This is a genomic window from Halobacillus halophilus DSM 2266, assembly GCF_000284515.1.
Lineage (GTDB): Bacteria > Bacillota > Bacilli > Bacillales > Halobacillaceae > Halobacillus > Halobacillus halophilus.
In genome coordinates this window covers 3,443,870-3,464,926 of sequence record NC_017668.1, presented here as the reverse complement: position 1 = coordinate 3,464,926, position 21,057 = coordinate 3,443,870, and the positions used below count along the sequence as shown (strand labels likewise).

Here is a 21,057-nt window from a genome sequence, read left to right as displayed (position 1 = left end):
GACCTGAGGTGGAATGAAATGGAAGAAAAGCACCGGCGCTAATGTTGCGCTGGTGCTTTTCTATAGAAATGATTATGGAATTAATGTGGCATCGAACGCAGCGGTTACCGCCTGAAATTCGGAAGAACTGCTGCCGTATAGATCTACTGCTACGGTTTCAACCGCATTACGTAAATCTTCAAATGTAGAATCGGCTGTTAATAGGTCAACGTTCGCATAATAGAAAAGATCAAATACTTTCTCTTCCCCAATACCTTGTACGCTTACTCCATTATGACTTCCACCTGCTGCAAGAAGGTAAGCAGCTTTATTAATGATACTGGAATTGAAATGGACACCGCCATTGTCATAAGAAAGGTTCTGGTAATCATTGTAGTCATCTGGATATACGAGAGTAGATGAGAATTGGATGGAGGAAGGATCCGACATGCTGCGGAAGACTTCTCCGGATTGCTCTCCGATTGTCCAGTTAAAGGAGCCATTATTCACATTCTTTTCAATAGCAACCCCAAAGATATCCGAGATTGATTCGTTTAATGCTCCCGATTCACCGCTGTACACGAGGTCTGACTCACTGGAAGTAATGGCATGAGTAAACTCGTGTCCCGCCACATCATAAGCCCCAGCTAACGGATCTCCATAAATGAGCATGGCACCGTCGTTAACACTTGCAGCATTGAACCAGTTTTCCGGATCATTGGTTGAGCTTGAATCCCACGCATGTACGACCGATTTCACCTGTTGACCGTTATTATCAAAGCTATTACGGTTATATTCATTTAAGTAGTATTCATAAACAGAGGTTGCTAAGTAGTGAGCACTGACCCCCTCATCGTCAGAAAACGTAGTAGATGTACTGGATAATAGTTCACCAGGGTAAAGTCGGTATTCACGATTTAAATCAGCGTACTGTGCATCATAAGTCAGGATCCCCTGTCCTCTTGTATAATCAGCTAACTCATAAGTACCATCAGACATCTCGCTTGCTGTGAACGTACGAGAGTTTCCGTTTTTATCAACACCGGATCCTGTAACTGGACCAACTACAGTCGCACTGGAACCTGGTTTGCCTCCGCCGTTTCCATTACCGCCATTGCCGCCTTTTGCATACTGAATGGTTTCATCAGAAAGAGCTCTGTCCATTTCTTTCACAGCATGTAAAAGGGTGTCTCCTTTTTTCGTATCAAGAATGACAAACCCTTCGGCAAAAGTAGGGGCAGCTACTGAGAAATCTACTTTCCACCCAAAGGAAGCTTTATCCTTATCATTTACATAGACGACCTTCTCCACCGTTGTATCTGTAAGCAGCTCAACATCAGAACCATATGTATCTGACACATAACTTGCGGCTTCTTTCTTAGAAATTTTCTGCTTTTCCTTTAAGCCTTTTTTACCGTTTAAATTTTTGGCTACATCTCCAAGCGCATTTTTGATAACCCCTTGATCCAGCTGGCTGACCAGTACTTTTCCGAATACGTCGTACCCTTTATATGTCTGCTGAAGCTTCACTAGATCCTGCCCATTATAATCTTTCGCTTCTTCTACTACGCGATAGTCTACGTAACTTTCATTGTTTTTCTGAGAGTTTGAAAGCTTACTGTCAATCTGTCCTTTTACGGCTGCTTTAACAATATCCGACGCTTTAGATTCAGACGGAGCTGTCAGGTTGCCCATGGATTGTTTACTCTCCTGGATTTTAGCCTGAACGTTTGCGGTTGCTTCAACATTGACGGCTCCTAAACCTGAACCAGCAAGCAGCCCCACGGATAGGGCCATTGCGGAAAAAACTTTTCTTTTCTTTTTCATAAAAACCCTCCTGATTGAATATTTTGAATATTTAACATTTTCTATCATATCAGAAAGGTATACCCAGGTCTTTGGGTAAATGGACACTTTTGGAAGTGATGTCCATTTTTTCTATAAAATAATCCGAATTACATGCTTCTTACTACCTGCATGGTCTATCACACGGTGATCAACCTCTCCAGAAAGCCATGATGTACACCGCGAGTATATCAATTTATGGAAAATTCCTTTATACTTTTTACTAGAAATAATTATCTGAAAATGACATATTTTCATAGAAAGGAGAAGGTTTTGTGGAAGAATGGATTCAGCTGCTCAAGCAGGTTGTCCCGTCTAAACAAGTTTTGACCGACCTGTCAGACCGCTATAGTTATAGTTTTGATGCTTCTTTTGGAGAGCACCTTCCAGAAGCTGTCGTCCAGGCAAAAAGCAATGAGGAAGTTATGGAAGTACTTAAGATAGCCAATGAATATCGCATACCGGTTTATCCCAGGGGGCAGGGGACGTGCCTAAGCGGAGGTCCGCTTCCTGTACACGGGGGCATGGTGCTGGATATGTCCCAGTGGCCCGAGCGGATTGAGATGAGTCCTGATGATTTAACAGTAACGGTATCCCCGAGTGTACTAACCGGAAATATTAATAAAGAAGCAGAAAAGCATGGGCTTATGTATGCGCCAGATCCGAGCAGTGCCCATGTGGCTACCATCGGTGGGAACCTCGCGGAAAATTCAGGTGGTCCGCGCGGGTTGAAGTATGGAGTGACGAAGGATCATGTCATTGGATTAAAAGTAATTACACCGGAAGGAGAGCTGATTCGAACGGGCGGCAATACGATTAAAAATGTAACCGGTTACGACCTGACGAAGCTGATTGTCGGTTCAGAGGGCACGCTTGGAGTGATTACAGAAGCGACCCTGAAGTTACTGCCTAAACCTCCCGCTGTCCAAACGTTAATGGTCTCTTTTGACGAAGTGAGAAAAGCAGCTGAGGCCATTTCCAGAACCTTAACGTCGGGTATTCTTCCTTCCAAAATGGAGTTCATGGATCAGGCCTGCATTGAAGCCGTGGAAAACTTCCAGCCGGCGGGACTGCCTGTGGACGCGGCAGCCATTGTCATTATTGAACTTGATGGCCACCCGGAAACATTGAAAATTGAACGCCAATTAATAGAAGAAATCATGGAGAACATCGGAGCCCGGGAAACAGTTGTACCCGAAACTAGCGAAGAAGCTGAAAAAATCTGGCATGCCAGAAAGCAGGTTTCACCGGCGATTGCTAAAATTAAACCGACGAAAGTGTCAGAGGACGCCACCGTGCCACGTAGTAAAATTCCAGATTTAATTGACCGCCTGCAGGTGATCAAAGAAAAGCACGACGTAGAAGTCGTCGTTTTCGGTCATGCAGGAGACGGAAACCTGCATCCTAACATCCTGTGTGATAAGAGGGATCAGGAGGAAATGAAAAGAGCGGAGCTTGCGGTGGAAGAGTTGTTTGAAGCGGCTGTTGAGCTTGGTGGCACACTTTCCGGTGAACATGGGATTGGTACGATGAAAGCCCCGTTTATGGAAATGGAAGTAGGCGAAATCGGAATTAATATGATGAAGCGCATTAAAGAAGCATGGGATCCCAATGGAATTATGAACCCGGGCAAAATTTTCGCAGAAAAAGGGCAGAAGCTGGTGCTTCGCAATGAGTGATCTGCAGACGCTAAGCCAGAAGCTGAATTACGACAAGACGTTCGACTGTGTGCAGTGCGGCTACTGCTTACCGGCATGTCCGACCTATGAAACGATGGAAAGAGAAACCCACTCCCCGCGCGGCCGTATCAATCTTGTGAAAATGGTGGCGGAAGGGAAGGCAAGCGTAGAGGATTTGCAGGAGCCAATTGAGAAATGCCTCGGCTGTATGGCCTGCACGACCGTTTGTCCGACCAATGTGCAGTACGGTGAAATTCTGGAAGGAGCGATGGGGGTCATTGACGAATATGAGGCGAAATCTACCTCCCAGCGAGTGACGGAGGATTTCCTATACGATTCCTTTTTCCCGTCCTCAAAATGGATGAACACCCTCGGACATGCAACGTGGCTGTATCAGAAGTCCGGACTGCAGAAAGTGGCGCAGACTTTTCAGCTAACAAAAATTGCTCCGCTGCATCTGGATCAATTTGAGAAAGTCTTACCTGATCTGCCTTCACCAAAGCGGCGAAAAGAACAACGCGCAAAGAGGTATATTCGCAAACGTCCGGCCACCGCAAAGGTTGCTTTCTTCCCCGGCTGCATAATGGATAGTGTGTTTTACGAATCGAATCAGAAAACGATTGAACTGCTGTTGCGAAGCGGGGCGGAAGTCGTGCTGCCAGAAGCGCAAACCTGTTGTGGCGCACTGCATGCTCACTCAGGGAAAATTGATACGTCGATCGAACTTGCAAAGCAGAATATTGAAGCTTTTGAAGAGGAGAAGTTTGATTACATTGTTAATAATGCGGGCGGCTGCGGAGCGAGACTGATCGAATACCATCATCTTTTTGAAAAAGGAACCCGGTGGCATGAACGTGCGTTGGCGTTTGTGGCTAAAGTAAAAGATATTTCCGAAGTGCTGACCGGGTTGGACGAGCTGGTGTTCAATCAGCCTCTGAACCGGACGATTACGTATCAGCCTTCCTGTCATATGACGAATGTTCAGGGAGTCACGGAAGCTCCGATTCAGCTGATTCGTAAAATACCGGGAATTGAGCTGAAAGAACTCGATCGCCCGAATTTCTGCTGCGGATCAGCAGGCATCTATAACATTGTGAACTATGAAGATTCCATGGATATTCTCGATGTTAAGATGAAAGATGTCTGCGGGGTCAATCCGGATGGAATTGTAACGTCCAATCCAGGCTGTCTGCTTCAGATGAAGCTCGGTGTCGAACGCGAAGGCAAGAGCGACCAAATCGATTCGATTCATTTAGTCGATTTACTAATGGAAGCCGAGCCTGAGCCTGCCTGGAAATAATATAACGGCAATGCGGAAATGCAAAAAATTACCACCTCAGGTCATCCAGAATCTGGATGACCTGAGGTGGATTTTTTTTCCTTATTTCCTTATATTATTCGCAGCTGTCATCTGTGCAGGATGCTCCGTTTTGTCCAGAGAATGTTTCAAATGCTGGAGACTGCTTCTCTTCTGAATAGGCTTTCTCCAGTGCCTGGGTGAATATTTCTTTCGGCTGGGCGCCGGATACGGCATATTTGCGGTTGATCACAAAGAAAGGCACGCCTTGCACTCCGACCTGGTGAGCTTCTGTTTCTTCCGTGCGAACAAGTTCCATATAGTCGGTGCTTTCGAGTACCTGGCGTACTTCACTTTGGTCGAGTCCTGCTTCCTGAGCCAGTTCGATCAAGGTTTCATGATCCCCAATATCTTTTGAATCGGTGAACACGGCACGGAAGAAGATCTCTGCTGTTTCTTGATCCAACCCTTTTGTTTCAGCAAACTTTGCGACCCGGTGAGCATCCATAGTGTTCGTTGGAACCATGGTGCCAAAACGGAAATCAAGGCCAACCATGGATGCCTGCTCCTCCATATTCCTTGTCATTTCTTTCGCTTCCTCCAGGGACCGGCCATACTTAGCTGCCAGTTTTTCATGCATGGACTGTTTAGAGCTGCGCTCCGCATTAGGATCAAGCTCAAAGCTTTTATAAATAACTTCTGCTTTTTCTTCATTCGGGAAATTCTCTAAAGCCTGTTCCAACCGGCGTTTTCCAATATAACAGAACGGACAGACAAAGTCTGACCAGATTTCAATTTTCATATCTGTTTCACCTCTTCCATAGAATACATCTTTATTGTACGGCTCTCTAAGCGGGAAATCCATTATTCTGATTAACTGGGAGCTGGAATAGAGTGAATGAAGGAGGTGAGTATCATCGGAATGACACTAATAAAAATCTCCACGATTTATTTTGTAATGGGGATTTTGCTGGGGTACTACATGTCTATCGTCCATGATTACGCATTAACGCCTGTACATGTGCATATCAACTTATTAGGATGGACTGCATTAACACTCGCCGGTATTTTATATCATTTATTCCCGCAGCTCGCTGCTTCAAAGTTAGGGAAAATTCACTTTTGGCTTCATAATATCGGCTTACCGCTCATGATGGCTGGACTTTTTCTAATGATTACTCTTCAGCTTGAATCATTGACGCCGGTTATTGCGGGTGGTGCGACACTTACGACAGCGGGGATTTTGTTTTTTGCGCTGAATGTGTGGGTGCATCTTAAGGAAGAGGAGGCAGCATAAATCTGCCTTCTCTTTTCTTTATGAATGCACTCCCAACATCCGTTGTAGTTTTCAGACAATTGTGATAACATTATCCAACAGTTTAACCCTGCAAATGGAGAAAGGAGTCGAATAATATGAGTGCAGACGTAGCAGTTTTACAAGAGGAGCTGTTGCAATTTTTGAGAGAGGATCAAGTGAGTAACAATGAGACGATTCTCTATCAACATAGTAAAGATGAATCCTATCATGAAGGAAGTCTGCCTGATCTAGTGGTCTTTCCAGAAAGCGCGGAGGAAATCAGTAAAGTAATAAAAGTGGCCGATACGTCCGGCACACCAGTTATTCCGTTTGGATTAGGATCCAGTCTGGAAGGACATGTAATCGCTTACGATAAAGGGATCACGATTGATTTTTCCTCCATGAACAAGGTAACGGAAATACGGGATAAAGACTTCTTAGTAAAGGTACAGCCTGGAGTAACCAGGTCGCAGTTAAATAAGGCTTTAAAAAAGCACGGTCTATTTTTCTCAGTGGATCCAGGAGCTGATGCTACGCTCGGCGGGATGGCCGCTACAAATGCAAGTGGGACAACTTCTGTGAAATATGGCGTCATGAAAGACCAGGTACAGGATCAGGAAGTCGTTTTACCAAGCGGAGAAATCATTCACACCGGGAGCCTCGCAAGGAAATCGTCTTCTGGATATGACCTGACCAGTCTCTATGTGGGCTCGGAGGGGACGCTTGGCTGTATAACAGAGTTAACATTAAGAGTCTATGGTATTCCTGAACACGTCATGGCGGCAAGAGCCTCCTTCCCAACCATTGATCACGCGGTAGAGGCTGTGATTTCGATGCTGCAGGCAGGCGTTCCGGTAGCCCGTGTAGAGCTGCTGGATGAAGCCTCGATTCGAAGAGTAAATCAGTTTAATGGGACGGATTACATAGAAAAAGCAACACTGTTTCTAGAATTTCACGGCAATGAAGCAGGACTTCAGGAGGACGTCGCTTTTATGGAAGAAATCGTGAAGACTCATGAGTGTGAAGTGATTCATTTTGAAAAAGATAATGCGGCCCGCATGAAGCTGTGGGAAGCTCGTCACAATTTAGCCTATGCCTACATTCATGGCAGTCCCGCTAAAAAGATGATGGTGACTGACGTTTGCGTGCCGATCTCGGAACTTGCCGGGGCGATTCGACATGGGCGAGAAAAAATTGCTGAGCTGGACCTTGAGTCGGGGATTCTGGGCCATGTTGGTGACGGGAACTACCACGCGCTCCTTATGATCGATATGGAAAATGAAGAGGAGCTTAAAAAGGCTGAGAAATTTAATGAAGAAATTGTAGAATATGCACTGGCTCGTGGAGGAACCTGCACCGGAGAGCATGGAGTCGGCAAAGGAAAAATGAAGTATCAGAAGCGGGAACATGGAAAAGCCCTGCCTGTGATGGAGGCAGTGAAGGCAGCCATTGACCCTAAAGGAATCATGAATCCTGGTAAACTTGTTCAAACAGAGAGGAGCTGCGGCCAATGAAGGTGATCGAATCCATCAGTCGAATTGCTGGAAAATATTTCGCTCTGTGGGTCATAGCAGCAGCTCTCATAGCTTTCTTTCTACCAGATGCATTTCTTGGTCTAGGAGCCTATATTACCATTCTGCTCGGAGTCGTCATGTTTGGGATGGGACTTACTCTAAAACCAGTGGACTTTAAACTGGTGGTCAAAAAACCGCTTCCTGTTGTGGCAGGAGTAGCGGCTCAATATCTGCTGATGCCGCTGATCGCTTTTGGTATCGCTTATATGCTTAATTTGCCTGCAGAACTTGCGGCTGGTCTGGTCCTGCTTGGGTCCGTACCCGGCGGCACGGCTTCTAATGTGATGGTTTATCTTGCTAAAGGTAATCTGGCGCTGTCTGTAGCGATGACCTCCTTTTCTACTTTGCTCGCTCCGATTCTGACGCCGGTTATTTTACTAATGCTTGCGGGACAGTGGCTTCCGGTGGATCCCGTTTCTATGTTTCTATCGATTGTCCAGGTCATTATTGTACCGATCACGCTTGGGGTTCTCATTAGAAAGCTATTTCCGCAAACGGTGGATAAAAGTGCCACGGCGATCCCGCTCATTTCAGTCCTGGCGATTATTATTATCGTCTGCGCTGTTGTGGCTGCGAATGTGGAAAGCATTACAAGCTCCGGTCTGCAGATCTTTACGGCTGTAGCTCTTCACAACCTGCTCGGTCTAACGCTTGGTTATGGAGCTGCCATGCTGATGAAACTGGATGAAAGTAAACGGCGTGCGATTTCCATTGAGGTAGGCATGCAGAACTCAGGTCTAGGGGTAGCACTTGCAACGGCACACTTCGGACCTCTTGCAGCCTTGCCGAATGTGGTCGCGGCGGTATGGCATAATATCTCAGGACCAATTCTGGCTACTTTCTGGTCCAAGAAACCGGTGAAGGAAGAGGAAGAGTTGGAGTCGGAGAAAGAAGAGGTGGAGAGTAGAGTTCAAAGGACAGGAAATTGAATACCTTTTTTATCTAAGCCTCTGGCAAACTTCCATGTTGATATTAAGGAAAAGCTCCCGTTTGTTGAAGACTTGATTTAGAGATAGTGGGGGTCCGTTGCAAACAATAGATGAGGGCGGCTACGGAAACAACTCGCTTTCCTATGGGGGAGCGGTGAGCTTCCTCGCTCGTTTCACTCCCTGCGGGATCTCACCTAGTCCCTTCTCCCATGGGAGTCTCGTCGTTTCATCCGCCATCCCAACGATATCTAGTGAACGGACCCTTCCAGAAGAGGAAAGTTCTTCTCCTTAATCTGCATTAAATGCTTATAACAGGCTATTGTGCATCGTTACATCCTGAAAACAGGTGTAAAACCATACGTCTTAATTCCACATCAAACAGGTATGTTTGATGTGATTTCGAGCATCTGATTTGGCAAGGTCCGGAGGGGGATGATGAAGACTCCTGCGGGATGAACATGATCGGTGAGACCCCGGAGAGCATAGCTCGAGGAGGCTCAGCACATGCCCGCGGAAAGCGAATCATCCCCCGCAGGACCTTTAAATTAATCCAATATCTCGAAACTGAGTCTTCAACTAAACGGCCCTATTGCGTAATAAGCTTTTTGCGAAAAACCAATAATAAACTATAACAAAAGAGCTTCCCTACTAGTGGAGAAGCTCTTTTTAGGTAAATTAAGATTTCTCATATTTAATAGTCATCACAATCCCCTGATCGTAGTTTCCGAAGTTAGGACCGAATAAATTCATGCCGCCTTTGTTTACGGCTTCCTCCTTGATGCCAAGCTTAAAAGCTACATACGGATAATCATGGAGTTTGAGATCGTCAATGGAAAGGTCAGAGACTTTTTCGTTATCAATGTAACAGCCGTCCTCTTTTATTTTCCATTGTTTCAGCTGACCATATTGAGTTAAGCTGGTCCGCCACCATTCGGGTGTGTGAATGCCACGCTCACCCCCAAAATCTCCTGGCGATGTGAAAGTCCCGGCTTCCTTATGATTGACCCAGGCGGTGATATCCGAAGGCCAGTCCAGTTTATAGTTCGGTGCTTCCGAGCATACTTCTGCACTGAAAATAATCTCTTTTATTGTCCAATCGTAAGGAGTGCGGTTAGGGAAACGGTATTCCACGTACCCATCTCTGAAATAAAGCAGCTGTGCAAGCTTCCGGTCCGTTTCGTAAAAAGAGCGCGGATCATCCTGGTGTCCAATATACTCATCTGTACCTACCAGACCGCAGTTAGGAACAGCGTAACAATCCAGGTAATCTCCAATATTCATCTCCAGCGTAAGTTCCTGTTCATTCGATTGCTCTTCTTTATTAAATAGGTCCATAATAATCCGGTCATAGTTGATGGCACTTACTTTTTGGGTTCCTCTTCCCGGAACCAGTTCCGTCACAATTAATTCGACTTCTTCCAGTTTATTAATATGAGAGGCGGTCGTAGAAAAAGGGAGTTCCAGCTTTTCTGCTAATTCATTTACGTTATGCGGCTTTTCACTTAATAGATTTAAGATATTAATTCTAGTAGGATTCGATAAAACCTTGCTGATCGGCAGCATATTTTCAAAGCTAAGGGACAGTTTTTTCAATTCTTTGGCCTCCGTGTCTAAATAGAATCTTTTCCATAGTATAACAAAATTAATAAAGGAGAAGGATACGAATCGTATTCCTTCTCCTTCCCTTTTAGCTTTGAGGGGAAGCCTCAGCTTCCTGTTTTCTAAGATTAATTTTTTCCACCGTTTCTTTATACTCTGTTTCCGTATAAGAGTAGAAGTACATGATGATAAAACGGACGATTGAGCCTAGAGCAGGCAGTAAAGCAATGACGAAAAACAGCATGTCGAGTGTGAATTCACTCTGCGCCTGATTGGACTGATAGTTGATGGCTGTCAAAATTAATCCGGTGGCTCCTCCGGAAACGGCTACAGACAATTTGCCGGTAAAGGTTTGCCCGGAGAAAATGACCGCTTCGTTTCGTTTTCCAGTCTTGAGCTCGGTATATTCAATCGTTTCTGCAAGCATCCCTGAGATTAAAGGACCAGTGGTGGTATAAAGCAGCATCGTAATTCCGATAAAGATAAAGGATACTACCACACTGGAATAACCAAGGCTGAACCAGACGATTCGAATCAAAACATCCGCCGCAACGATCACCATAAGCATATGCTTTTTCTTATATTTATGGGCAAGCTTTGGAATAATAAAGAATCCGATACAGCTGGCAAAGCTGATAATTCCGAAAATCGTCATTAAGGAAGCGTTTCCAAGATTGTACGTAAAAAAGTAAATGTTCAAAGCCTGGGTAATATTCATAAACACATTACAGAAGAAGACGACCAGCACCGCAAACATCGGTTTATTGGCTCTAATAGCCCGAACTCCGTCTGAAAACTTCACCTTAGCCTTAGGCGGTTTTACTCGTTCTTTCGTGTTTCGGAAGCCATTTAACATAATCGGCAGAGCAATCGCCATCAATACAATGGTAGCAAGCAGGTAGCCCTGTCCCATGTCATCCCCGCCCAGCCATTCGGTCAGCGGAATGAAAATCGTAGGAGACAAAGCAATCCCTGTAAACACTCCCATATTGGCAAACGTGATCAATTTTGTACGCTGCTGGGCGTCCTGACTCATAACGGAGGACAGGGACCAGAACGGAACGTCAGAAGCGGTATAAACCATGCCCCAGATGATGTACGTAGCACCGGCATAAATGACTTTGGTGGTCATGCTTAAGCCATCCAGCGGAATAAAACAGGCAATAGTAGATAGAACGATTAAAAACGGCATGTATTTCAGATAAGGGCGGAACTTCCCGTGCTTAGAATGAAGGGTGTCCATAATGGAAGCCATTAAAGGATCATTGATCGCATCCCACGTTCGTGCAATCAGGAAGATCAGACTGGCGGCTGCCGCTGATATTCCTAAAATATCGGTGTAAAAAAAGAGTACATACGAACCTAATAGACCAAAGCTGATACACTGGGCAAATCCGTAACCGAAATAGGAAGCAATCTCTTTTTTCCGGATATCTTCCTTATACGTTCCCTCTGTCTGCGAATGCTGTTTAGCTGTTTCCACACTTCTCTCCTCCTTCATGTTATTCAAAAATAAACCCATCGGACTGAACGGAAGATAAAATGGAGCGGATTTCCCGCTGATCAAATTTATCGTTATGCTTGTGGTTCAGTAACCCATTAACTTCCTGCTCCACGTCTGTCAGCTGTGTATAGCAGAACCCCTGAAATGAATCGGTTTCCATAACCGCTTTCATCAGTTTCTCAAATCTTGCTAACGCTTCCTTTTCCGTTTGAGGTCGTGCGCCGTATCCCCACGTATTGGCGTCTTCCTGAGGACTAAAGGCAATGCCTCCAAACTCGCTCATAATAATAGGCTGTCCCGTGTATCGATAACCGCTGGCAAAGTTCTGCTTTTTACTGGTCTTAGAAGGGCTTTCATCTACATAGGAAGCTTTATCTTTATAAGTTGCCGCTATATCTTCCGCAGAAGAGTTATAGTCGTGAATCGTTAGGATATCCGTAGCGGTATGTTCCCAACCGTCATTGCCAACGATCAGACGGGTTGGATCCTGAGCTTTAGTCTGATAATAGAGAGCGTTTACAAAATTCTGCTGATCGCTGCGGTGATAAATTTCGTTCACGCCCCACGATTCGTTCATAAGTGTATAGACAATGACAGAGGGGTGGTTATAGTGTTTCATTACCATTTCCCGTGTTTCGTTCTGCATGGCCTGCATGGATGAATCGGAAAACTTAAATATACTTGGCATTTCAGCCCACATGACAAGCCCCAGCTGATCGCAAAGCGTCATATATCTGCGGTCGGCAATTGTCTGATGACGCCTGACCCCGTTGAATCCCATTGCTTTTACTTTCGTTAAATCCGAATGCATCTGCTCGTAGCTGGCCGACATTAATGAATCTTCATAATAGCCTTGATCGAGAATTAACTTTTGATAAAAGAATTCCTGATTCAGCAGGATTTTGTCATCTTTCACTTCCATGCTCCGCATGCCGAAATAGCTTTCCGCCTGATCCACGATCTCGTCGTCGACTTTTAAAGAAAAGTAAATATCATACAATTGTGGCTGGTCCGGCGTCCAATAGTAAACTCGAAAATCAGCCTGGTCGGACTCGGCATCTATTTGGAAATCCACTTTTGTTTGATTGGGTTTAATCCAGGCTCCTGATGAATGGATCCATTCATCTTTGAAATAAACGTGAGCCTCTAAATAAGCCTTCGACTGATGAAGCGGAAGTTCAGCTTCTACTTGCAGATTGGAATGGGCCAAATCAGGTGTCATCTTCACACCTTTTATATGCAGGGAGGATACTTCTTCGAGCCATACCGGCTGCCAAATACCCGTTGTCCGTGTGTACCAGCATAGGAAGTTATCTGATTTCCAGGACTGCTTCCCAATGGGCTGTTCCACTCCATTATGGTCTTCCGCCCGGACGGTGATCACATTGTTTCCATCCTGTACAACAGAGCCAATTGAAAAGCTGAAGGGCGTATGACCACCTGCATGATCTCCGACAAACTGGCCGTTCACCCATACTTTTGTATGGTAATCTACAGCTTCAAAATGCAGGAGAAGCTCAAAGCCATCTCTTTTTCCCCAGTGAAAATGGCGTTTATACCAGACTACATCGTGCGGTTCCTGTGAATCGATACCAGAATTTTTACTTTGATACGCGTAAGGAACGTTAATCTGCTGGGGTAGGCTCTCGTCCGATTGAGCCCAGCCTTCCTGTTCGCCTTTGTTTTCATCATCCCATGCGAATTGCCAGGTTCCGTTCAAGTCGTACCAATGATTTCTTTTAAATTGAGGTCGAGGGTACTCGACGTTGTTGCTCGACTTTTTCTCAAGGCGAGAAATAGAACTCACCACCATTACAACCTCTCCCGTTCTGTATTTAAGTAAGGGCTTTCATAAGTTGGTTTTATTATTACATATATAATCGTTTTATTACAAGTATTTTAGTAATAAAAATGATTAGATAATTTTTGGATGGCTTTATGAAGGGGTCTCTTTGACTGTAGATGCAGTTGGAGAAGTAGAGAGGGGGCTGACCTTGACCAGGTCATAAGGTAAAACATAAAGAAATCTGAACTAATCACAAAAAAGAAGAGCTGATAAAAATTCAGCTCTTCTAATGAGATCTAAAGGTCTAACTCTATTTTAGAAAGAAATAACAATAGAGGATCAGGTATGGAGATTATAAGCTGTTTCCAACATTGACGATTTGGGTTAGAAATTCTAATACAAAGGTACGGACAATTAAATAAGACACAATCATGGAGACAGCAGACGTTCCGATGCTCCAGTAGAAGGAGCGGGTGGATGCCGTCCGGTGCAGCCCATGATGATAGATAAAGAGGGCAGGTAGGATTGAGATGGTAAAGAATAAAGATAATCCAGCCGTGAATAAGGTAAGTGTGGTATAGCCTGCCAGCCCGAATACGATGGCGATCAAATTAAGACAGGAGAAAGGAAGTACTACACTTCCATACTGGGCTATGAGCCTCTTAAAGGACATGCCTTTACCCATCAACAGATTCGCCGTGTACATACAGACTACGGCTGAGCCGACGAATAAGAGAACGAAAAAGAAAATGGATGAGGTAAAATTAATAAAAGGAAGAGCCTGTTGGCTGCCTTGTTCAGAAAATAGGGTTGAGAGCCCGCCAAGCATTGCGGTGTAAATTTTGTTAGCGAGAAAATAGAAACTTAACGCAAAGGTTGCCATGTAAATTCCAACCGATAGCATTCCATAGTAAAAGTGGTCATGATCGGATGCTAAAGCCTGCGAAGGGTTTTTAATAATCCGTTGAAAATAGTCTGTGTAGCCACTGAGCCGGTTCGGTTCATCCGCGTTTCTGGAAACGCGGGTTAATAGGGCGCTTTCTGCGGGGGCGTATGACTCAGCAACAGGAATAACCTCATAAATCGCATCATCATACGTTTCCGACTCTCGAAAAGAGCTTCCACAGACCGAGCAGAAGTTCCCGGCTGCTTGTTCACAATGACAGGAGGGACATAACATAGTATCGCATCCTTTCTTAAGATGAGGACGTGCCTTTTCTATATGTGTATCGTTCATTTCCAAAAACATGACACGTAATCCACGATTCAGACGATTAGTAAAGGGAGGAGGGGATTATATGATAGAGGTTCAGAAGCTTAAGGAACGCAGTATTCGCAACATGGGAAACGTACAGGCGGAAGTGAGAAAGCGTGCTCTGGAGTTCATTGAACTAGCTTATAAAAAAAGAATTCCAGTTCAAATATCTTCAGGATTTCGGTCAATGGAAGAGCAGGCCAGGCTTTATGGGCAGGGGCGTCCTAATTATGTCTGGCAGGGGAAGAAATACGGAAGTAAGGGAAACATTGTAACGAAAGCTCAGCCCGGGCAGAGCAATCATAATAAAGGCTGGGCGATTGATTACTTCATTGTTTCGGAAGATGGTACAAAAGCATTGTGGAAGGTAGACGAAAAGTGGAGGCAGGCAGCGTCCATTGCTAAAAGCCTGGGATTTTCCTGGGGCGGAGATTGGAAGTCCTTCCCGGACTACCCGCATTTGGAACTCGTGCCGGGGACTGCTTCAGTTACAGGGAGCGTATTGAGAAGAGGGATGAGCAGTTCTTCCGTGAAAGAGGTGCAACGTGTACTAATGGCACGGGGATATCAATTGGGGAGTACAGGTGCTGATGGACATTTTGGGCCACGAACAGAATCCGCGGTAAGGGAGTTTCAGAGAGACTGGCTGCTTCGTGTTGATGGCGTAGTGGGGAGTGAGACATCGCGTGCTTTAGAGACAAGTGGCTATCCGGGTTTTCCATTGAAAAGAGGGAGATCAGGGAAGTATGTCAGACAAATTCAAAGAGTGCTCGGTATAGACGTGGATGGAAGTTACGGAAGACAGACTGAATCTTCCGTCCGCAAATTTCAAACGAAGCACAAACTTCAACTGGACGGCGTAACAGGCCCCGCAACCTGGCGAAAACTATTTCCATAACCATCCACCTCAGGTCATCCAGAATCTGGATGACCTGAGGTGGAATTTTTATCCTCTTTTTTCGTTTTCTGTTTTTTTGGGAAGATTTACAAAAATTTAATCTTTTCCTATGTAGGGCCTGACGAGTTCCTTGTTTCCGCTACTGAACGGTTAGGATCTTCTTAGGGAATTTCCTCCTGACTGGTTGACATTAATGGATATATTTAGAATAATATCACTTATAATATTCAGTTTATTCAAACTTTTCAAATTAAGGATGGGAGGTCTTTTTTTTAGGTCAATTATGAAACCGCATACATAGTAAAGGAGGAACAGATGTGATCATCCCAATTATATTAGCTCTAATTACGATTCTATCTGTGGTGATGGCTTTAAAAAAGAAGCGTCCTATCTTATTTGCCTTACCGATTGCTTCCATTTTTGTCATCGCAGTTGTGAAGATTATGATGGTGCCTCTCCCATTTTGGGAAACGGTGCAGTTTATTTTTAATTTAAGAGGCTGAGACAAAGAAACGTGAAAGGAGGTGAAATCACTTGAGAAAAATGGATCCGGCTAAAGCAAAATCTTACGTACGTTTACGAACGATATTGGTTATTATTTATTTACTGATTGGAGTGACCGTTTCCTATGGAGTTGTTCTCTTTACCCAGCAGCTTTCGTCCTTTAGCGTAATGGGGATTCCACTCCCTTACTACATGGGAGCTCAGGGAGCAGTAGTCACATTCATTGCTCTGTTATTTGTGAATGCCATTGTAAGTGACGCTGTCGATCGGAAATACGGCATCAATCCTAAGCATGTGAGCAGCCAGGACGAAGACCAGGCAGCAAATCAATAGGGAAGGGGGAGAAGGATGAACGAACAATTTGTAGTATCTCTAATTTTAATTTTAGCAACGTTTGGACTATATATAGGAATTGCCGTATTTAATATGGCACGGGCCACCTCGGACTTTTACGTAGCAGGACGCGGTGTCCCCCCCGTGTTTAACGGAATGGCGATTGGCGCCGATTGGATGAGTGCAGCTTCATTCATTGGAATGGCGGGTACGGTAATGGTGCTCGGTTATGATGGTCTGGCTTACATAATGGGGTGGACAGGCGGATATCTGCTGTTAACCTTCCTTTTGGCCCCGCAGTTGAGAAAATTTGGACGCTATACGGTGCCCGAATTCATTGGGGATCGTTATAAAAGTAATGCGGCCCGGCTGATTGCCGCTGTCGCAACAATTATTATCAGCTTCACGTACTCGGTGGGTCAGCTTTCCGGGTCAGGTGTAGTCATTGGACGGCTGCTTGAAGTCAACACGGTGATCGGAACGCTGATTGGTGTGGTTCTCATTGCTTTTTATTCAGCTTTAGGTGGAATGAAAGGGATCACATGGACGCAGGTCGCACAGTACATCGTGTTGATTATCGCTTACTTAATCCCGGTTATTTTTATGTCGATGCAGCTTACACAAAACCCGATTCCGTGGCTTTCCTACGGGGATGTTATTTCGGAAATGAGGGTGCTGGATCAGGAGCTCGGTATTTCTGAGTATGTGGTTCCTTTTACAGAAGCGACGAAGTGGCAGTTTATGGCTCTCATGTTTACGCTGATGGCCGGTACAGCTGGTCTGCCTCACGTCATTGTGAGGTTTTACACGGTGGCTACCATGAAAGCGGCTCGCTGGAGCGGAGCTTGGGCGCTGTTATTTATAGGATTGCTTTATTTGTCTGCTCCTGCTTACGCGGCCTTTTCCCGGTTTATATTAATGACCGAAGTGGCTGGGTCTTCTCTTACCAATCTGCCGGGGTGGACAGAAGCCTGGGTGGATACCGGACGGCTGTCACTTGCGGATGGCAACAGTGACGGAATTCTGCAGTGGTCCGAGCTTGTCATTAGTAACGACATTGTCGTCATGGCGACACCGGAAATTGCAGACCTCGGAATCTTCGTCATTGGTCTTATGGCGGCAGGTGCTATGGCAGCAGCTCTATCCACCGCGGGTGGTCTGATGATCGCGATTTCAGCCGCTTTGTCCCACGATATTTATTATCGTTCCATTAATCCAAAAGCGACCGAGCAGAAGCGGCTTGCTGTCGGCCGGATCTCTATTGTGGCCGCTACAATAGTGGCAGGTCTAGTGGCACTGAATCCGCCAGGAGCGATTACCCAAATTGTAGCATGGGCCTTTGCACTTGCCTCCGGGTCGTTTTTCCCGGCACTTATACTCGGAGTATGGTGGAAGCGGGCCAATGGGCCAGGGGTGGTAGCGGGTATGCTCGTAGGGCTGTCGGTCACGCTGGGTTACATTTTCGCTGCCAAATATGGCGGTTTCACGATTCTCGGAATTATTGATACAGGAGCTGGAGTGTTTGGCGCCTCGGCTGCGCTGATCACCAATATTGTAGTCTCGCTCTTGACGCCTCCACCTTCGCAGAAATTGCAGGAGGAAGTTCAGGATATGCATTACCCAGAGCAAATCCAATATAAAGACGGAGAAGCCTGGATCAAAGACGCCAAATAGCATAACGGGAGAAGGAAGAAAGTTCCACCTCAGGTCATCCAGAATCTGGATGACCTGAGGTGGATTTATTTTCCATTAATGGGTGAGGGCGTTGTGATTAAGGATGGGTGCAGAATGCGATATAAAACTAAGGATTCATTATATTCAATGTACTTTCGTTTATCTATATTCATCCAAATCCTTCCACCTCAGGTCCTCCATATATTGGGAAAGGGTGGGGGTGTAGCAGATGGTTTACATCCGCTTTCTGGAGATAGCGTTTCTCATTTTCTGGGTGGATGCTTTCGCTTGTTCCTTCTTTTTGATGCTGTAATTGACAAACAGAGAGTCGATCAGCGTCAAACCGGCGATTCGTGAAGCCAGCGCTTCGGAACGGAATTCTGTTTCTTGTGCAACCGTATAGAGGCTTAAGTCGACCGATTTGGTTAAGGGGGATTTAGCAAAGTTGGTAATGGCCAACACGCGTGCGCCGTTTGATTTGGCGACATCCACAATATCCAGGATGTCTTTATTGGACCCTGTATGCGAGATCACGACCGCTAAATCACCTTCTCTCAGCTGTGAAGCCGACATTAACTGCAGGTGTGAGTCTGTATAAGCGTGGGTTTCCATACCTGTGCGTAAAAACTTATGATGAGCATCCATCGCAAGAATGCCGGATCCGCCGCTGCCATAAAAGAAGACACGTTCAGCTGAAAGCAGATCATCCATAGCTTTTGCTAAGCTTTCATGATTCTGAATGTCGCGCGAGGCTTCCAGAGCTCGGATGTTAGCTTGAAATACTTTTTCTGTGATCTCAAGATCCGTATCGTTTTCTGTAATGGTTTCATGTATATCCTGAATAGGGTTTACGGTTTCTGAGGCGAGGGCAATTTTCATCGCCTGGTAGCCTTTGAACCCGAGTCTTTTACAAAATCTGAAAACGGTTGCATCTGCGACCATAAGATCATCGGCTACTTGATTAATCGTAGAATGGACAATTTGATCCCTGTTTTCTAAAATGTAATCGGCTATTAACTTTTCTTTTTCACTAAATTGACTATAGGATGAACGAATTCGATTGATTACGTGTTTGGTTGGGACTTCTGCCATGAGTCTTCCTCCTGTCCTGCATCTTCTATTATTACCATTGTAAATGAAAAAAATTTCAAAATAAAGTTATGAGATGTAAAATATTTTTCAGAAACCCCATTGTGTTAAAAAAATATTATTGTATAATCTTAATTATAGAAAAAAATTTTCAGGAAGAAAATTGTGCGTGATAAAGAAAGGGGTAAAACAATGAAGATTGGATTAATAGGTCTTGGAAAAATGGGTTACAACCTGGGGTTGAACCTGATGGATCATGGACATGAAGTAGTAGCGAACGATGTGAACGCCGATCAAATAAAAGAAATTGCCAATGCAGGAGCAGTTCCTGCCAACAGTTTGAAAGAACTTGTTGAAAATCTGGAAGCACCTCGCACGGTCTGGGTCATGGTTCCAGCAGGAGAAATTACGCAATCTGTTCTGGACGAGCTTTCTGGTTTACTTGAAGCAGGTGATCGTGTCATTGATGGAGGAAACTCCAATTATAAAGACAGCTTGCGCCGCGCGGAACAATTTAAAGAGAAGGACATGTTCTTCTTTGATGTAGGAACAAGCGGCGGAACAGAAGGAGCCCGTCACGGCGGCTGCTTTATGATCGGCGGAGACGAAGAGCAGTTTAAAGAGATCGAGCCAATTTTTGCAGATACATCTGTTGAGAACGGTTACCACTATGCAGGACGTGCCGCTAGTGGCCACTTTCTGAAAATGGTCCACAACGGTATTGAATATGGAATGATGCAATCCATTGCAGAAGGCTATGAAATCTTGGAAAAAAGTCCATTTGATTATGATTACGAAGCGGTATCCAAGGTGTGGAACAATGGGTCTGTTATCCGCTCCTGGTTAATCGAACTCATGGAAAGTGCATTCTCGAAGGATGCGAAGCTTGAGGATATTCGCGGCGTAATGAACTCTTCCGGTGAAGGAAAATGGACACTGGAAACGGCGATTGAGTATGAAATGGCAGCACCGGTCATCGCTATGTCCCTGATGACGCGCTATCGTTCTCAGGAAGATGATACCTTCTCAGGCAAAGTCGTTGCAGCACTCAGGAACGAATTCGGCGGGCACGCCGTCGTGAAAAAATAACCTATTTCTTCCACCTCAGGTCATCCAGATTATGGATGACCTGAGGTGGTTTTATTTGCCAGATTCACAAAGAAGGCGTATTCTTCAGGACTTTTGAAGTAGGAGAGGATGGTGGAAGTGGTAACAATAGAAGAAGGGTACGGCAGAAGAGATAGGTAGTGAGGATAGCTGCTCCATTTATACGTTTCCGGCTTAGAAGTAATCAAAGCCCGGCATGGATTTAAATGAATGTACCGGCTTACTTGAAGAAGGGCGTTTACATCGCCTTGAAGATCTGCTTTATAAGGACCTTGAAAAAGATGACCCACATAGTCATATTTCTTATTAAAATACATGGCATATTTGGAGTGGACGTCTTTCATGAAAGTACCAGGGGGATGGTTAATGGTTTCAACCAGCAGGTGGATGTGATTGGTCATGAGACAGTAAGCGTGGATTTTAAAAGGGTAACTCTGTTTAGCTTCTGTTAAGAACTGCAAGTAACGATAGCGATCACTCGGTTCATAAAAGATATCCGTTTTTCTGTTGCCGCGCGCTGTAATGTGAAAACAAGCACGAGGATACCAGATTCGTTTAGGGTTTGGCATACTGATCTTCCTTTCAAATATATTTCCAATACTTTTTATTCGCTGTACATCCGAAATAATCCTTCTTCCATCAAATGTAAAAACCTGTCACCTCAGGTCATCCATAATCTGGATGACCTGAGGTGACAGGTTTTGGTTA

The 21,057-nt window shown here is 45.0% G+C and carries 18 protein-coding genes; 10 read left to right on the top strand and 8 right to left on the bottom strand.

All coding sequences use genetic code 11. The features are described 5' to 3' along the window. Positions 1 to 72 precede the first annotated feature (72 nt). Positions 73 to 1,806, bottom strand: a complete 1,734-nt coding sequence (locus tag HBHAL_RS17075) for a M4 family metallopeptidase (protein WP_014644753.1) — start codon at positions 1,804 to 1,806, stop codon at positions 73 to 75. 293 nt (positions 1,807 to 2,099) lie between these two features. Between HBHAL_RS17075 and HBHAL_RS17070 the strand changes: the two genes are divergently transcribed. Both HBHAL_RS17070 and HBHAL_RS17065 read left to right on the top strand, forming a co-directional pair. Then, the gene (locus HBHAL_RS17070) at positions 2,100 to 3,503 is read left to right on the top strand and encodes an FAD-binding oxidoreductase (protein WP_014644752.1); all 1,404 of its coding nucleotides are present in this window, start codon (positions 2,100 to 2,102) and stop codon (positions 3,501 to 3,503) included. Beyond that, positions 3,496 to 4,803: a (Fe-S)-binding protein gene (locus HBHAL_RS17065; protein WP_014644751.1), complete on the top strand. Its 1,308-nt coding sequence runs from the start codon at positions 3,496 to 3,498 to the stop codon at positions 4,801 to 4,803. Before HBHAL_RS17070 ends, HBHAL_RS17065 begins: the two co-directional genes overlap by 8 nt. A 94-nt stretch (positions 4,804 to 4,897) precedes the next feature. Here the strand turns inward: HBHAL_RS17065 and HBHAL_RS17060 are convergent, their stop codons facing one another. After that, the gene (locus HBHAL_RS17060) at positions 4,898 to 5,665 is read right to left on the bottom strand and encodes a DsbA family oxidoreductase (RefSeq protein ID WP_087946110.1); all 768 of its coding nucleotides are present in this window, start codon (positions 5,663 to 5,665) and stop codon (positions 4,898 to 4,900) included. Positions 5,666 to 5,722: 57 nt separating this feature from the next. Between HBHAL_RS17060 and HBHAL_RS17055 the strand changes: the two genes are divergently transcribed. From HBHAL_RS17055 to HBHAL_RS17045, 3 genes are all read left to right on the top strand, one after another. Continuing rightward, positions 5,723 to 6,097 carry a cbb3-type cytochrome c oxidase subunit I gene (locus HBHAL_RS17055; protein WP_014644749.1) on the top strand — a complete coding sequence of 125 codons (375 nt, stop codon included), beginning with the start codon at positions 5,723 to 5,725 and terminating at the stop codon, positions 6,095 to 6,097. Between the two features lie 116 nt (positions 6,098 to 6,213). Continuing rightward, positions 6,214 to 7,611 carry an FAD-binding oxidoreductase gene (locus HBHAL_RS17050; protein WP_014644748.1) on the top strand — a complete coding sequence of 466 codons (1,398 nt, stop codon included), beginning with the start codon at positions 6,214 to 6,216 and terminating at the stop codon, positions 7,609 to 7,611. Further along, positions 7,608 to 8,600 (top strand): bile acid:sodium symporter family protein, encoded by a 993-nt coding sequence (locus tag HBHAL_RS17045; RefSeq protein ID WP_014644747.1) that lies wholly within the window; start codon positions 7,608 to 7,610, stop codon positions 8,598 to 8,600. The genes HBHAL_RS17050 and HBHAL_RS17045 overlap by 4 nt, the downstream gene beginning before the upstream one ends. Positions 8,601 to 9,275: 675 nt before the next feature. On the opposite strand, the gene HBHAL_RS17040 is transcribed toward HBHAL_RS17045, so the two are convergent. The 4 genes from HBHAL_RS17040 to HBHAL_RS17025 form a co-directional block, all read right to left on the bottom strand. Further along, complete coding sequence (locus HBHAL_RS17040) at positions 9,276 to 10,193, bottom strand: ArsR/SmtB family transcription factor (protein ID WP_014644745.1); 918 nt, start codon at positions 10,191 to 10,193, stop codon at positions 9,276 to 9,278. Between the two features lie 94 nt (positions 10,194 to 10,287). Further along, positions 10,288 to 11,682: an MFS transporter gene (locus HBHAL_RS17035; protein WP_197536711.1), complete on the bottom strand. Its 1,395-nt coding sequence runs from the start codon at positions 11,680 to 11,682 to the stop codon at positions 10,288 to 10,290. A 19-nt stretch (positions 11,683 to 11,701) separates the two neighbouring features. Beyond that, complete coding sequence (locus HBHAL_RS17030; protein WP_158512390.1) at positions 11,702 to 13,423, bottom strand: glycoside hydrolase family 2 protein; 1,722 nt, start codon at positions 13,421 to 13,423, stop codon at positions 11,702 to 11,704. A gap of 418 nt (positions 13,424 to 13,841) precedes the next feature. After that, positions 13,842 to 14,669: a CHY zinc finger protein gene (locus HBHAL_RS17025; protein ID WP_014644742.1), complete on the bottom strand. Its 828-nt coding sequence runs from the start codon at positions 14,667 to 14,669 to the stop codon at positions 13,842 to 13,844. A 118-nt stretch (positions 14,670 to 14,787) separates the two neighbouring features. Here HBHAL_RS17025 and HBHAL_RS20475 point away from each other — a divergent pair, with 118 nt between their 5' ends. From HBHAL_RS20475 to HBHAL_RS17005, 4 genes are all read left to right on the top strand, one after another. Then, positions 14,788 to 15,642 (top strand): peptidoglycan-binding protein, encoded by an 855-nt coding sequence (locus HBHAL_RS20475; RefSeq protein WP_014644741.1) that lies wholly within the window; start codon positions 14,788 to 14,790, stop codon positions 15,640 to 15,642. A gap of 317 nt (positions 15,643 to 15,959) precedes the next feature. Continuing rightward, the gene (locus HBHAL_RS17015; protein ID WP_014644740.1) at positions 15,960 to 16,145 is read left to right on the top strand and encodes a hypothetical protein; all 186 of its coding nucleotides are present in this window, start codon (positions 15,960 to 15,962) and stop codon (positions 16,143 to 16,145) included. A gap of 31 nt (positions 16,146 to 16,176) precedes the next feature. Then, positions 16,177 to 16,479 (top strand): DUF4212 domain-containing protein, encoded by a 303-nt coding sequence (locus tag HBHAL_RS17010; protein WP_014644739.1) that lies wholly within the window; start codon positions 16,177 to 16,179, stop codon positions 16,477 to 16,479. Positions 16,480 to 16,494: 15 nt separating this feature from the next. Continuing rightward, the gene (locus HBHAL_RS17005; RefSeq protein ID WP_014644738.1) at positions 16,495 to 18,153 is read left to right on the top strand and encodes a sodium:solute symporter family protein; all 1,659 of its coding nucleotides are present in this window, start codon (positions 16,495 to 16,497) and stop codon (positions 18,151 to 18,153) included. Positions 18,154 to 18,387: 234 nt separating this feature from the next. Here HBHAL_RS17005 and HBHAL_RS17000 read toward each other — a convergent pair whose 3' ends face one another. Then, positions 18,388 to 19,245 (bottom strand): MurR/RpiR family transcriptional regulator, encoded by an 858-nt coding sequence (locus HBHAL_RS17000; RefSeq protein WP_014644737.1) that lies wholly within the window; start codon positions 19,243 to 19,245, stop codon positions 18,388 to 18,390. A gap of 189 nt (positions 19,246 to 19,434) precedes the next feature. On the opposite strand from HBHAL_RS17000, the gene gnd reads away from it, so the two are divergent. Further along, entirely contained in the window at positions 19,435 to 20,331 is an 897-nt protein-coding gene (gene gnd, locus HBHAL_RS16995; RefSeq protein ID WP_014644736.1) for a phosphogluconate dehydrogenase (NAD(+)-dependent, decarboxylating), read from the top strand. A 29-nt stretch (positions 20,332 to 20,360) separates the two neighbouring features. Here the strand turns inward: gnd and HBHAL_RS16990 are convergent, their stop codons facing one another. Next, positions 20,361 to 20,918 carry a transposase gene (locus tag HBHAL_RS16990; RefSeq protein WP_014644735.1) on the bottom strand — a complete coding sequence of 186 codons (558 nt, stop codon included), beginning with the start codon at positions 20,916 to 20,918 and terminating at the stop codon, positions 20,361 to 20,363. Between the last annotated feature and the right edge of the window lie 139 nt (positions 20,919 to 21,057).

Excerpts from the sequence above, each read along its gene's own strand:
- gnd (WP_014644736.1), top strand. The coding sequence starts at position 19,435 with ATGAAGATTGGATTAATAGGTCTTGGAAAAATGGGTTACAACCTGGGG.
- HBHAL_RS17055 (WP_014644749.1), top strand. The coding sequence starts at position 5,723 with ATGACACTAATAAAAATCTCCACGATTTATTTTGTAATGGGGATTTTG.
- HBHAL_RS17000 (WP_014644737.1), bottom strand. The coding sequence starts at position 19,245 with ATGGCAGAAGTCCCAACCAAACACGTAATCAATCGAATTCGTTCATCC.
- HBHAL_RS17060 (WP_087946110.1), bottom strand. The coding sequence starts at position 5,665 with ATGGATTTCCCGCTTAGAGAGCCGTACAATAAAGATGTATTCTATGGA.
- HBHAL_RS17075 (WP_014644753.1), bottom strand. The coding sequence starts at position 1,806 with ATGAAAAAGAAAAGAAAAGTTTTTTCCGCAATGGCCCTATCCGTGGGG.
- HBHAL_RS17005 (WP_014644738.1), top strand. The coding sequence starts at position 16,495 with ATGAACGAACAATTTGTAGTATCTCTAATTTTAATTTTAGCAACGTTT.
- HBHAL_RS17065 (WP_014644751.1), top strand. The coding sequence starts at position 3,496 with ATGAGTGATCTGCAGACGCTAAGCCAGAAGCTGAATTACGACAAGACG.
- HBHAL_RS17025 (WP_014644742.1), bottom strand. The coding sequence starts at position 14,669 with ATGTTATGTCCCTCCTGTCATTGTGAACAAGCAGCCGGGAACTTCTGC.
- HBHAL_RS17050 (WP_014644748.1), top strand. The coding sequence starts at position 6,214 with ATGAGTGCAGACGTAGCAGTTTTACAAGAGGAGCTGTTGCAATTTTTG.
- HBHAL_RS16990 (WP_014644735.1), bottom strand. The coding sequence starts at position 20,918 with ATGCCAAACCCTAAACGAATCTGGTATCCTCGTGCTTGTTTTCACATT.
- HBHAL_RS17045 (WP_014644747.1), top strand. The coding sequence starts at position 7,608 with ATGAAGGTGATCGAATCCATCAGTCGAATTGCTGGAAAATATTTCGCT.
- HBHAL_RS20475 (WP_014644741.1), top strand. The coding sequence starts at position 14,788 with ATGATAGAGGTTCAGAAGCTTAAGGAACGCAGTATTCGCAACATGGGA.